Origin of the sequence: Enhydrobacter sp. (assembly GCA_025808875.1) — a bacterium.
Classification (GTDB): Bacteria; Pseudomonadota; Alphaproteobacteria; order Reyranellales; family Reyranellaceae; genus Reyranella.
Map to the genome: position 1 here is coordinate 2,751,353 of CP075528.1, position 12,647 is coordinate 2,763,999.

The window sequence follows — 12,647 nt, forward strand, 5'->3', positions numbered from 1 at the left end:
TCAGCGGGCGATCACGGCGCCGCGCGGCTGCACCGTCACGGTCGACGGCACGCCGTGCCGCGTCGCCTTGCCGGTCCACCGGCCGTCGGCGCCGCGGCGGAGGTCGTGCACGTTCTTGTAGCCCAGCGACTGCAGGCGCTGGGCCACGCCCGCCGAACCCGCCTGTGTCGCCTGGTCGCGCACCGGCTGCGCGCCGGCCGCCCCCGCTGCGACGGCGATCGCCATCCCGGCGAGCAGCAACGTCCTCACGAGGCGAGCCTGCCCTTCAGCACCTCGCCCGAGTTGCTGCCTGTGGCCTCCGTTCCCTCGAAGGCGACGCTGCCGTTGACGACGGTGGCGCGGATGCCTTCGGCCTTCTGCACCAGCCGCCGCGCGCCGCCCGGCAGATCCCTTTCGACCGTCGGCAGGCAGGGCCGGATGCGATCCTCCTCGAAGATCACCAGGTCGGCCTTGTAGCCCTGGCGCACGAGGCCGCGGTCGCCGAGTTCCCAGGCCACGGCATTGTCGTGCGTCAGCTTCCTGACCGCCTGCTCCAGCGTGAAGGCGCCGCGCTTGCGCACCCAGTAGCTCAGGAAATGGGTCTGCAACGACGAGCCCATCTCCTGGCAGACGTGGGCGCCCGAATCCGAGAAGGTCGCGAGCGTGCGCGGATGGCGCAGGATGCCCAGCACGTCGTCCGGAGTCTCGTTGACCAGCGGCTGAACATAGACCTGGTTGTCGTCGGCCAGCGACAGATCGATCATCACCTCGACCGGATGCTGGCCGCGCGCCCGCGCCAGCTGCTCCACCGTCGGATCGTCCCAGTCGACGCCGGTGAGCGCGAACAGGTTGGCGTAGTCCGGCTTGCGCGGATCGGTGGTCGCCGCGCCGCCACCCTGGAAGGTGTTGTCGCGCGGCTTCATCCGGGACTCCGCCGCCACGAGCTCGCGGCGCACGTCGGGATCGCGCAGCCGCTTCTTCTGCTCCTCCAGCGGCAGCGACCGCACCGCCTTCCAGGCCGGCAGGACGTCGAACGGCAGATAGGACTTCAGCGAGAAGATCGCGTTGATCGAGCGGGTCGTGCCCTGTCCGAACATCCGGCCGCCCGCCGCGACGGTGTCGTCGATGTAGCGCGTCTGGTGGTGCCACGGATTGGGGTCGTCGCCCTGCTTCGTCGCCAGCACGCCGAACATGATCGGCCGCTTGTAGCGCAGCGCCACGTGCCGCAGGCGCTCGAGGAACGCGCGATGGCGCTCGCCGCTCGCGATGTCGGGGCCGACCTGGAAGATGCCCGTGTCGAGCTCCGCCATCGCCGCGACGATGCGGTCGATCTCCTCCCATTCGGCGATCCGGCTGGCGACCGGCGTGTCGTCGGGCGTGACGTGGGTGGAGGCCCGCGAGCTGGAAAAGCCCATGGCGCCCGCCTTCAGCGCCTCCTGCACCAGCGCCGCCATGCGCTTCATGTCGTCTTCCGTCGCCGCTTCCGACAGGGCGCGCCGGCCCATGACGTACATGCGCAGCGCCGAGTGGCCGATGTACATGCCGTAATTGATCGCCTTGGGGAGGCGCTCGACGGTGCGCAGGTATTCGGGGAACGTCTCCCACGTCCAGTCGATGCCGGCCGCCATCGCCTCGGTCGGGATGTCCTCGACGGCGGAAAGGCAGCGTGCGTACCAGTCGCGGTCCGACGGCTTGCAGGGCGCCAGCGCGAAGCCGCAGTTGCTCATCACGACCGACGTCACGCCGTGCCAGCACGAGCAGCTGCCGAGCGGATCCCACGCGACCTGCGCATCCATGTGGGTGTGGCCGTCGATGAAGCCGGGCGCGACGACCAGGCCATCGGCGTCGATCGTGCGCCGACCCTTTTCCGTGATGCGGCCGATCTCGACGATCCGACCGTCGGCGATACCGACATCGCCGACATATCGCCCCTTGCCGGAGCCGTCGACGATCGTGCCGCCGCGAACCACCAGATCGAGCGCCATGCGTTCCTCCGTTTCGTGGCCGCGATGCTACGCCAGCAAACGAAAAGAGCCCACCCCGTCGTCGGACGAGGTGGGCTCCCGTTGGGCGGAACGAGGTTCCGATGACGGCTCTTGCTACTGCGCCATCACGTTGCCCTTGGCATCGACCTTGATCTGCACCTCGGTGTTTCCGCGCAGGGCGCGGCCGTGCCACATGCCGTCGGCGCCCTTGGCCAGGCCCTGCACGTTCTTGTAGCCGTCGGCCTCGATCTTGCGCCGTGCCGACTGGGCCGCCGCACTGGCGTCGTTCGGCAGCGTCGCCTGATCGACGCCGGGCGTCGACACGGCGGGCGGATTGACGCCAGGCGTCGTCGTGCCGGTGCCGCCGACACTGGGCCCGCTGGTCGAGCCACCGCCGACCGATGGCGTGGTGACGGTGGCGCCGCCCGCACCGATGGTCTTCGAGGGCACCGACGGCGTGGTCGTCGACGGCGCCGTGGCCGGCGGGGTCGTCACGGTCGCACCGCCGACGCTCGGCGGATTGACCGTCGTGCCGCCGACCGACGGCGTGGTAACCGTCTGCGCGCCAGCCACGCCGGCGATGGCGACGAAGGCGGTCGTCAGCAGGATCGTACGCTTCATCATTCGCTTCTCCTTCTCGTGTTGGGAGCGGGTGGAAAACGCGGCTCGGCGGCCCGGCGTTCCGCAGGGCATCCGACCTTGCCCAATTTCGGCCGCAACCGTGCTAGCTTTCGGCCAAGCAAACGAGGAAACGTCCGTGTACGACTATATCATCGTCGGCGGCGGCTCGGCCGGATCGGTCCTGGCCCATCGCCTGTCGTCCCGTGGCACCAACAAGGTGCTCCTGTGCGAGGCCGGTCCCGACACGCCTCCCGGCAACGAGCCGCCGGAGATCCGCGACTCCTATTCCGGCACCGCATACTTCGATCCACGCTTCCACTGGACCGAGCTCAAGGTCCACACCCAGATCGTCAGCCACAACAACCCGCAGGAGAACCGCCCGCCACTGCGCAAGTACGAACAGGCGCGCGTGCTGGGCGGCGGATCCTCCATCAACGGCCAGATGGCCAATCGCGGGGCGCCGACCGATTACAACGAATGGGCCGCGCGCGGCGCCGACGGCTGGGGCTGGAACGACGTCCTGCCCTTCTTCAAGAAGGTCGAGCGCGATCTCGACTTCGACAACGACTGGCACGGCAGGGACGGCCGGATCCCCGTTCGCCGCATCCCGGTCGAGCACTGGACCAGGCACGCCCAGGCCGTGGGCGAGGCCTGCAAGCAGGCGGGCTTCAAGTTCCTGCCCGATCAGAACGGCGAGTTCGTCGAGGGGTACTTTCCGGTCACGCACTCCAATGCCAACGAGCAGCGTGCGTCGGCCGCGATGGGCTATCTCGATGCCGAGACGCGCAAGCGCCCCAACCTGACCATCTCCTGCGAGACGCAGGTCCGCGAGCTGTTGTTCGAGGGCACCGCCTGCGTCGGCGTCAAGGCGCTGGTCAAGGGCCGGGAGCAGGAGTTCCGCGCCCGCGAGGTCATCCTGTCGTCCGGCGCCATCCATTCGCCGGCCCACCTGATGCGCGCCGGCATCGGCCCGGTCGGACACCTGCACGAGATGGGCATACCCGTGAGGGTCGGGCTGGAAGGCGTCGGCCAGCGCCTGATGGACCATCCCTCCATCGCGCTCTCGTCCTTCATCAGGCGCAACGCGCGCATGAACCAGCATACCCGCCGCCACATCCAGGTCGGGTTGCGCTATTCGTCCGGCCTGCCCGGCGTTCCCATGGGCGACATGTTCGTGGCCGTCGTCAGCAAGTCGGCCTGGCACGCCGTCGGGGAGCAGATCGCCTCGCTGCTCACCTTCATCAACAAGACCTACTCCGAAACCGGCCAGGTGAGGCTCGCCTCGCGCGACTGGCGGACCGAGCCCACGGTCGAGTTCAACCTGCTGTCCGACAAACGCGACCTCGACCGGCTGATGCAGGGCTTCCGCAAGATGGCGGTGCTGCAGATGAGCGAGCCGCTCAAGGCCGTGACGGACAATCCTTTCCCGGCCTCCTACTCCGATCGCGTCCGCCAGATCGGCGTCGTCAACACCAGGAACAGGATCCTGACCTCGATCGTGGCTGCGCTGATGGACGGCCCGGCGGCATTGCGCAGATACATGATCGACAACTTCGTGGTCGAGGGCTTCACCTTCCAGCAGGTAATGACCGACGACGACGCGCTCGAGGCCTTCGTGCGCAAGGCGGCGATCGGCGTGTGGCATGCCTCCTGCACCTGCCGAATGGGCCGCGCCGACGATCCCATGTCGGTGGTCGACACGCAGGGCCGCGTCAAGGGCGTGCAGGGCCTGCGCGTAGTCGACGCCTCGATCTTCCCGGTGGTGCCGTGCGCCAACACCAACTTTCCCACCTTGATGACGGCCGAGAAGATCTCCGACGCGATGCTGAGGGCCGCCTGATGTCCGTCGTCCTGGGAAGCGGCGAGCACCGCTATCGCATCGTCGAGAACTGGGCCCGGCTGCCCGACGGCTGGGAGTTCCGCGACGTCGCCGCCGTCGCGGTCGACAGCAAGGACCGCGTCTACGTCTTCAATCGCGGCGAACATCCCATGATCGTGTTCGACCGCGAGGGCAATTTCCTGCGCTCCTGGGGCGAAGGATTGTTCAGCCGCGCCCACGGCATCGACATCGACGCCGACGACAACCTCTACTGCACCGACGACGGCGACCACACGGTCCGCAAGACGACGACCGACGGCAAAGTGCTGCTGACCATCGGCGTGCCCAACCGGCCCGCCCCGTTCCTGAGCGGAACGCCCTTCAATCGCTGCACCCACACGGCGCTCTCGCCCAAGGGCGAGATCTACGTGTCGGACGGCTACGGCAACTCCTGCATCCACAAATATTCGCCCGACGGCCGGCACCTGATGTGCTGGGGCACCACCGGCACCGATCCCGGCCAGTTCAACATCCCGCACAACATCGCCACCGACGGCGACGGCTGGGTCTATGTCGCCGACCGCGAGAACCATCGCGTTCAGGTGTTCGACGGCAACGGCCGGTACGAGATGCAGTGGAACAACATGCATCGGCCTTGCGCGCTCTACTGCTGCGGCACGCGGGCAGGCAACGAGCAGCCGCGCTTCATCATCGGCGAGCTCGGCCCCGGCATGCCGGTCAACAGCAAGCACACCAACCTCGGCCCGCGACTGGCCATCGTCGACAGGAAGGGCCACACCATCGCGCGCCTCGGCGGCGAGCACGGCCCCGGCGAGGAGACCGGCCGGTTCCTCTCGCCGCACGGCCTCGCCGTCGATTCGCGCGGCGACATCTATGTCGGCGAGGTGAGCTACACCAACTGGCCGAGCACCCATCCCGGCGTGCCCGTGCCGAAATATCTTCGCTCGCTGCAGAAGCTCGAGAAGGTGACGTGATGGAGACAGGCGACAGGCTGCACTTGATCGGCAGCATCCCTCTGGATTCGAGCGAGCAGGTTTTCCGCACCCTCGCCGCCGAGCTCGGCCCGTACCTCAGGCGCTTTCCCGACGGCGAGACCGGCGAGCGCTCGCGCTGGGTCTACTTCCAGGGCCAGATGCTGCGCGCGCATCCCGCCATGGAGGTCGATCCGACGGTGCCGCCCTACAAGTTCATCCAGTGGGACGGCAAGGTGATCCGCGAGATCCCGCAAGTCCGCTTCAAGCCCGGCATCGACCCCGCGTCGGTGACATTCGAGACCGGCTACGACAAGGCGGCGCTGGCCTCCTACGAGACCTTTCGCAGGCTGCGCGCCGAGGGCGTGATCGCGCCGGGAACGCGCTTCCAGGTGTCGCTGCCGACGCCGCATTCGAGCGGATATCTCTATGTCAGCGGACCGGCGCGGCAGACCTACTTCGGCGTCTACGAGCGCGCGCTGCTCGCCGCCCTCGCCGGCACCGTCGAGGCGATCCCCGCCTCCGACCTCACCATCCAGTGGGACGTCTGCCAGGAGGTGCTGGCCTTCGAGGGCTATTTCAAGGACCGGCCCGCCGACTACAGGAAGCAGACCTTCGACATGCTCGGCCGGCTGGGCGATGCGGTGCCGGCCGGTGTCGAGATGGGCTATCACCTCTGCTACGGCTCGCCGGCGGACGAGCACCTGGTGCAACCGAAGGACTCCGGCATTTTAGTCGAGATGATGGAAGGCATCGCCGCCGCGACCCGTCGCCGGATCGACTTCTTTCATATCCCGGTCCCGAAGGATCGTACCGACGCCGCCTACTACGCGCCGCTCGCGGGCTGGAAGCGGCCCTCCGGCGATCAATCGGCCGGCACCCGCCTCTATCTCGGCCTGCTGCACCATGACGACGCGGCCGGCGACAAGGCCCGCACCGAACTGGCGCGCCGCTTCGTGTCGGATTTCGGCTATTCAGCGGAGTGCGGCTGGGGCCGCACCCAGCCCGGACGCCTGCCCGGCTTGCTCGCAGGTCATCGTCACGCCGCGGAGGCTTTCTAGATGGTTGAGCGCGTTTTGGTCGTCGGACCCAAGGACACGATCTCGATGGTCGACGAACTCGCCCCCAAGGGCTTCGAGATCGTCAAGGCGCTGCACAACTCGCCGGAGCAGAAGGCGGCGTTGCCCGGGACGCACTATTTCGTCGGCTTCATCCAGCAGTACGTCACGCCCCAGCTCTTCAAGGACGCACCCAACCTCAGGCTGATCCAGATGCTGAGCGCGGGCTACGACCGCGCCGATCTCGAGGCGGCGCGCAAGAGCAAGGTGCCGCTCTGCAACAACGGCGGCGCCAACTCCGTCGCCGTGTCGGAGCACGCGCTGCTGCTGATGCTCGCGGTGTCGCGCCGCCTGATCACCCAGCACACCAACGTCACCGCCGGCCGCTGGCACGGCAACGCGCCGCCGACCGTCCATGAGCTGCGCGACAAGGTGCTGGGCATCGTCGGCCTCGGCACGATCGGCAAGAAGGTGGCCCGGCTCGCCCAGGCGTTCGGCATGATCGTTCACTACTACGACATCGTCCGCCTCAAGGAAGAACAGGAGGACGCACTCGGCGTGCGCTTCCGGCTGCTGCCCGAGATCCTGCGCGGGTCCGACGTCCTGTCGCTGCACGTGCCGCTGAACGACAGCACGCACCACATGGTCGGCAAGCAGGAGCTCGCCGTGATGAAGCCGTCGGCCATCATCGTCAACACCTCGCGCGGTCCGGTGATCGACGAGAAGGCGATGACCGCGGCGCTGTCGGCCGGCAAGCTGTTCGGCGCCGGCCTCGACGTCTTCGACGAGGAGCCGACGCCGCCCGACAATCCGCTGCTCAAGCTCGACAACGTGATCCTGACGGCCCATCTCGCCGGCCCGACCTGGGAGAGCAACGTCACGCGCCTGCGCAACGGCTTCGACAACGTGCAGCGCGTGGCCCGCGGCGAGCCGCCGCTCTGGGTGGTGCCGGAGCTGCTCTGACCCGCCCGCGCCGCTCTCAGATCTCGGCGTAGATCTCGAGCACGTTGCCGTCGGGGTCGCGGAAGAAGATGGTGCGATGGCCGAACGGATGGTCGGTCGGCCCGGAGATCAGCGCGACGCCCCGGGCTTCGAGCGTGGCGGCACACTCGGCGACCACGGGCGGCGGCACGCGGAAGGCGAGCTGGACCGACAATGCGCCGGGCGGCGGCGACGGATCGTCGAAGCGCGGCGCACTGACGGCCAGGGCGAGCGTCGTGGTGCCGATGCGATACTCGATCCAGCGCTCGCTCAGCACGCGCAGCAGCGGGAACTCCATCACGTTCTCGTAGAAGTCGCGCATCGCCGTCATGTCGCGAACGAAGACGACGGTGTAGTCGATCTGGCGGATGTGACCCAGCGCCCGCATGGTCAGGCGGACTCCAGCCGGGCCTTGTGGGTCTCCCGGAAGGCCAGCAGCACCGTCAGGAACGACACCGCGGCGGCGACCATCACCATGTAGGCCGGGCTGAGTTGGTCGTCGGTGCGATGCACCAGCCAGGTCGCGACCAGCGGGCTGACGCCGCCGACCACGCCGAGCGTGACGTTGTAGCCCAGGGCGATCGCGGTGCAGCGCACCGCAGGCGGCGTCGCCTCGACCATCAGGGTCGGCTGGGTGCCGAGGAACATGCCGACCGCGACGACGAAGCCGAACTGGCCGGCCAGGATGAGGCCGACATCGGCGTGGTGCATCAGCCAGAACAGCGGCAGTCCGCCCACGAAGGCGATGGCGGTGGCGGCCAGCAGCATCGGCCGGCGGCCGAACCGGTCGGACAGCGCGCCCATCGCCACCATCATCGGCAGCAGCACCAGCATGCTCACCGTGTTGATCTCGAGCGCGCGGGCCGGTGCGATGCCGTCGGCGAGCTGCAGCCAGCTCACGATGTAGACGAACAGCAGGTAGAAGCCGACGGCATTGAAGACCGAGAGCCCGGCGAGGCGCAGCAGCAATCCCCAATGGTCGCGGAAGGTCTCCTTGAGCGGCGAGCGCTGCTCCGCCTTGGGCGGCGCTTCGTGGATGTGGCGGCGCAGGAAGTAGCCGGCGAGGCCGACGACGAGGCCGAGCAGGAAGGGAATGCGCCAGCCCCACGCCTGCAGCTCCGCTTCGCTGAACAGGGCGGCGAGCAGCGCGCCGGTGGCCGAGCCGAGCAGAATACCGCCGACGGCACCGCAGCAGGCCATGGCGCCGATCAGTCCGCGCCGGCCGGGCGGCGCATGCTCCACCATGAACACGACCGACGTGGTGTACTCGCCGCCGACCGACAGGCCCTGGATCATGCGCAGCAACGTGAGCGCCACCGGCGCCAGCAGGCCGAGCGTCTCGTGGCCGGGCAGCACGCCGACCAGGAAGGTCGGGATCGCCATCGCCGCCACCGAGAAAGTGAGCGCGCGGCGGCGGCCGAACTTGTCGCCGATATGGCCGACCAGCGCGCCGCCGACCGGCCGCATGAGATAGCCGACGGCGAAGATGCCGAATGCCGACAGGATCTGGGCGATCTCGTCCTCGTGCGGAAAGAAGGCGCGGCCGATCTGGGCGGCGAAGTAGCCGTAGACCGCGAAGTCGTACCATTCGAGCACGTTGCCGATGGCCCCGGCTGCGATGACCCGCCGTGTGTTGCCCTTCTCCATCGATTCCCCCACTGCCGTCCGCTCAATGCGTGCCCAGCACATAGTGCACCGTCAGGTGCACCACCTCGCCCGAAATGACGAGCACCAGCAGGGCGAACACGTATTTCTGGGCGCGCGGCGCCATGGTCAGGCGCGCGCCGAGATAGCCGCCGACCAGGCTGCCCAGCCCCAGCACCGCGCCGACCGCCCAGTCGATGTCGCCGTGCGAGGCGAAGACCAGCATGGCAACGAGTGTCCCCGGCACCGCGACGAAGGCCTTGATGGCGTTGGCCGGCACCAGCCCGAGGCCGACCACGAGGGTCAGGGCCAGCAGCATGTAGGTCGCGCCGTCGAGCACGATGAAGCCCATCCAGGCGCCGATGGCGAAGAACACCGCGATTTCGCGGAGGCCGAAGCGCGGCTCGCGGACGGTGGCCTGCTCGATCGCCTTCTTGACCTTGGTGAAGAGCAGCAGCAGCGCCGCCATCACCGCGACGGTGATGGCGATGCCCATGTTGCGCGCCGACAGCACCTCGGCGAGGCCGGCGCCGGCAAGGCAGCCGACCGTCACCGGCGCCGCGACCCTGAGCGCGAGCGGCCAGGGGATCGCCTTCTTGGCGTGGAAGCTCGCCGTCGCCGACAGCGAAGCGATCAGGATGGGGATGCGGTTGGTCGCGTTGGCCGTCGCCGGATCGAGGCCGAGGAACATCAGGATCGGCAGCGACACCGCCGAACCCGACGATGCCGCCACGTTCAGGAAGCCGCAGACCAGTCCTGCCGCCAGCCCGAGCGCCAATGTCCAGAGGTCGAAGGTCAAGGCGTGTCCTCCCGCGCGGCGCACCATGCGTCACGCGGGAGGAAGAACTCAAGCGCCGCGTTTCGCCGTCAGGCGACCGGCCGGCTCTCCTCGAGATTGTGCCCGGTGAAGGAACGGGTTTGCGGCGTCGGGATGCCGCTGCGCTCGATTTCGTCGAGCAACTCCTGCTTGCGCGCCTTCAGCCGCTCGCCGAGCGCGTCGACGTCGAGGCCGGCCTTGCGCGCCTGCGTGAACAGGCCCTCGCCGCGCTTCTCCTCTTCCTTGACGTGATGCCCGATCATCTCCGACAGGACCGAGACCTTGGCATCGAAGAATTCGTCGTCCGGCGAGCCGTCCATCAGCTCGGCGATCAGCACCTTGGCGCCGTCGTGCTCGACGTAGCCTTCCTCGAGCAGGTCCTCCTCGACGTGTTCCTTGCACGCCGGATAGAAGATCTCCTCCTCGATCGTGGCATGGACGACCAGCTCCCGGCAGATCTGCTCGACCAGCTGCTTCTTGCGATTGGGGTCGCGCGCCGATTCGAAGGCGTGGAACAGTTTCTCGACCTTGCGATGGTCCTCCTTCAGGAGGGCGATGGCATCCTCGGGTTGCTTGCTGCGGGCCATGGGGGTTCCTTCAAGGCGATGGGACAGCGTTCCAACGAGCCGCCCGCCGCGCCGGTTGCCGCGCCGTCCGCGGCGTCTACACTGCGCGTCATGCCACGCCGCATTTCCGGCACCCTGACCGGCAAGGATTTCACCCTGCCGCCCGGCGAGACCTGGGTGCTCGACGGTGATGTCGAGGTGCGGGCGAGCGGCGACATCTGGCTGCTCGGCGATATCGTCTGCGACGCCAGGAGTGCGCCGGGCGCGGGGATCAAGCTGCGAACGGCGAAAGGCGACATCCTGATCGCCGGCCGCATCGCCACGGCCACCGGCGCCGACGGCGATTCGCCGCCGGTCGCTCCGTCGGTACGCGCCGGCGACGGTCGGGCCGGCGGCGCCATCGACGTCTCGGCGGGCGGCCGGCTGGTGCTGTTGGAAAGCGCCCGGCTGCGATCGGGGGCGGGCGGCGCGGGCGGCCGTGCCGAGGCGCGCGGCTTCGGCCCCGCGCACGCCCTCGTCAAGGCGCTGTCGGGCGCCGGCGGACCGGGCGGAACGATCCGCCTCTCGGCCGGCGATGTCATGATCCTCGAAGGCGAGATCAGGGCCGGCTTCGGCGGCTGGGGTGGCGAGGCCCTCGCCATCGGCGCGCCCGCCGGCGTTCCCGGCGAGGATGGCCGACCGAAAGATCAGAAGCCGAAGGGCGAGAAGAAGAACCAGGCGCCGCGCCCCGGCCCCGCCGTCGTCGAGGCCACCGCCAAGGGAGGCGGTGCCGGCGGCGACCTCCTGCTCGCCACCGGTTCGGCGGGCGGCGTGATCAAACTGGCAGGCGTCCTCGCTGCCGGCGCCGGCGGCCACAGCTTCAAGGCGACGGCCCGCGGCGGCCGGCGCTCGACCGCGCTGCTCGAGCCGGGTGGACGCGGCGGCAACGTCTCGATCCGCCTGCGCGAGGCGCCACCGGCCATCGACCAGGCGAAGACCTGCACGATCTGCCCCGGCACCGGAGGCGATTCGGGCGATCGCAGCATCACCGTCGATCCCGACGAGCCGCCGCGCCTCTTCTTCGACGGCGCCGAGGCCGAGGCCACGCACGACGCACTGGCCAAGGTCGGCCATCCGGCCGACCCGCCGGACGCGGGCGGCGGCGCCGCCGGCACCGTCACCGCCGTCGCGGTCTGGCCCGGCTCGCCGCCCATCGAGGAGGCGATCGCGCTGCGCATCGAGCCGGCCGCCGCCGGCAGCACCACCGCCTCGATCGCGATCGTCGCCGGCAAGCGCGAGCGCGACGAGACGGGTTCCAGCGCGCGTGGTGCCGTTCCCGGCGCGGCAACAAGGGCAGAGTTGCCATAGTCGCGCGCGTTGCGCCGCGGCACCGCCATATTGCGATGCATGAAAGTCACACCGGACGACGAACCGCGGGCCACGACCGCCTGTCGACGCGGGCGTCGTTGTCGCGAAGAGTCGCGAGGCGTACATATCGAGACATCATGTCGAACCGTAAGCGTAACCGTCTGATCGATCTCGGCCTCGCTGCCCTGGTGGTGCTTGCCTGCATCGGCACCGCGACCGTGACGCTGGCCGGCAAGCTCTGACGTTCCTGCCGCTCGTCGGCACTCCCCTCGCCTGACAGAACGAAAAGAGCCCGCCGCGGCGCACCGAGGCGGGCCCCATCGTCGACTTCGCTCTTCCTGGCGCCGGCCTAGCGCTGGCAGGAACTCAGCGGCCGCTGCTGGGCCATGGCGCTGTTCAGGCACTCGGTCATCTGCCGCTCGGCGGCTTCGCCTCCGCGCATCATGCCGCCCGACGACCCGCCGGCCGCCTGCTGGCGATCCATCTGGCCACCGCCCATCTGCCCGGTGCCTCCCATCTGGCCGGTGCCCCCCATTTGGCCGGTGCCCCCCATTTGGCCGCTGCCCGCCGTGCCCTGCTGATGGATCGTGGTGCCGCCCGTGCGCGGCGCGTTGTTGGTCGTGCCCGGGCTGCCCGACGGGCTGGCGCCGCCCCTGTCGATGGTGGTCTGCCCTGTCGTGCCGGTCTGCGCCTGCGCCGGCAGGGCGAGGAGAGCCGCGCCGGCCACCAGAGCCGTCATGGAAACGAGACGTGAGATCATGCCTTCACCTCTGTCCTGGGAATGCCCCACCGCTGGACAGGCAACGCCCCCGGCTGGCGTCGGGCTGCTATGCTGCGA

Annotated in this window: 13 protein-coding genes; 5 read left to right on the plus strand and 8 right to left on the minus strand. The window is 69.1% G+C overall.

The annotated features are described in order from the left end of the window. The 3 genes from KIT25_13675 to KIT25_13685 form a co-directional block, all read right to left on the minus strand. Complete coding sequence (locus KIT25_13675) at window positions 1-249, minus strand: hypothetical protein (protein UYN93116.1); 249 nt, start codon at window positions 247-249, stop codon at window positions 1-3. Further along, the gene (locus KIT25_13680) at window positions 246-1,964 is read right to left on the minus strand and encodes an amidohydrolase family protein (protein ID UYN93117.1); all 1,719 of its coding nucleotides are present in this window, start codon (window positions 1,962-1,964) and stop codon (window positions 246-248) included. The genes KIT25_13675 and KIT25_13680 overlap by 4 nt, the downstream gene beginning before the upstream one ends. A gap of 114 nt (window positions 1,965-2,078) precedes the next feature. Continuing rightward, window positions 2,079-2,588, minus strand: coding sequence for a hypothetical protein (locus KIT25_13685; protein ID UYN93118.1), 510 nt, complete (start codon window positions 2,586-2,588; stop codon window positions 2,079-2,081). Window positions 2,589-2,721: 133 nt separating this feature from the next. On the opposite strand from KIT25_13685, the gene KIT25_13690 reads away from it, so the two are divergent. From KIT25_13690 to KIT25_13705, 4 genes are read left to right on the plus strand one after another with little or no spacing between them, the layout of a single operon-like run. Then, window positions 2,722-4,425 carry a GMC family oxidoreductase N-terminal domain-containing protein gene (locus KIT25_13690; protein ID UYN93119.1) on the plus strand — a complete coding sequence of 568 codons (1,704 nt, stop codon included), beginning with the start codon at window positions 2,722-2,724 and terminating at the stop codon, window positions 4,423-4,425. Further along, on the plus strand, window positions 4,425-5,399 hold the full coding sequence (locus KIT25_13695) for a hypothetical protein (GenBank protein UYN93120.1): 975 nt from the start codon (window positions 4,425-4,427) through the stop codon (window positions 5,397-5,399). Before KIT25_13690 ends, KIT25_13695 begins: the two co-directional genes overlap by 1 nt. Next, complete coding sequence (locus tag KIT25_13700; GenBank protein UYN93121.1) at window positions 5,396-6,457, plus strand: hypothetical protein; 1,062 nt, start codon at window positions 5,396-5,398, stop codon at window positions 6,455-6,457. The genes KIT25_13695 and KIT25_13700 overlap by 4 nt, the downstream gene beginning before the upstream one ends. Continuing rightward, a complete protein-coding gene (locus KIT25_13705; protein UYN93122.1) occupies window positions 6,458-7,417 on the plus strand; it encodes a 2-hydroxyacid dehydrogenase in 960 nt (319 codons plus the stop codon). 16 nt (window positions 7,418-7,433) lie between these two features. Here KIT25_13705 and KIT25_13710 read toward each other — a convergent pair whose 3' ends face one another. From KIT25_13710 to KIT25_13725, 4 genes are all read right to left on the minus strand, one after another. Then, window positions 7,434-7,823 (minus strand): VOC family protein, encoded by a 390-nt coding sequence (locus tag KIT25_13710; protein UYN93123.1) that lies wholly within the window; start codon window positions 7,821-7,823, stop codon window positions 7,434-7,436. Between the two features lie 2 nt (window positions 7,824-7,825). Further along, window positions 7,826-9,082: an MFS transporter gene (locus tag KIT25_13715; GenBank protein UYN93124.1), complete on the minus strand. Its 1,257-nt coding sequence runs from the start codon at window positions 9,080-9,082 to the stop codon at window positions 7,826-7,828. Window positions 9,083-9,104: 22 nt separating this feature from the next. Next, window positions 9,105-9,878 carry a sulfite exporter TauE/SafE family protein gene (locus tag KIT25_13720; protein UYN93125.1) on the minus strand — a complete coding sequence of 258 codons (774 nt, stop codon included), beginning with the start codon at window positions 9,876-9,878 and terminating at the stop codon, window positions 9,105-9,107. A gap of 68 nt (window positions 9,879-9,946) precedes the next feature. Beyond that, window positions 9,947-10,483: a hemerythrin domain-containing protein gene (locus KIT25_13725; GenBank protein ID UYN93126.1), complete on the minus strand. Its 537-nt coding sequence runs from the start codon at window positions 10,481-10,483 to the stop codon at window positions 9,947-9,949. Between the two features lie 90 nt (window positions 10,484-10,573). Here KIT25_13725 and KIT25_13730 point away from each other — a divergent pair, with 90 nt between their 5' ends. After that, window positions 10,574-11,809, plus strand: a complete 1,236-nt coding sequence (locus KIT25_13730) for a hypothetical protein (protein ID UYN93127.1) — start codon at window positions 10,574-10,576, stop codon at window positions 11,807-11,809. Window positions 11,810-12,158: 349 nt separating this feature from the next. On the opposite strand, the gene KIT25_13735 is transcribed toward KIT25_13730, so the two are convergent. Then, the gene (locus tag KIT25_13735; protein ID UYN93128.1) at window positions 12,159-12,569 is read right to left on the minus strand and encodes a hypothetical protein; all 411 of its coding nucleotides are present in this window, start codon (window positions 12,567-12,569) and stop codon (window positions 12,159-12,161) included. Window positions 12,570-12,647: the final 78 nt, after the last annotated feature.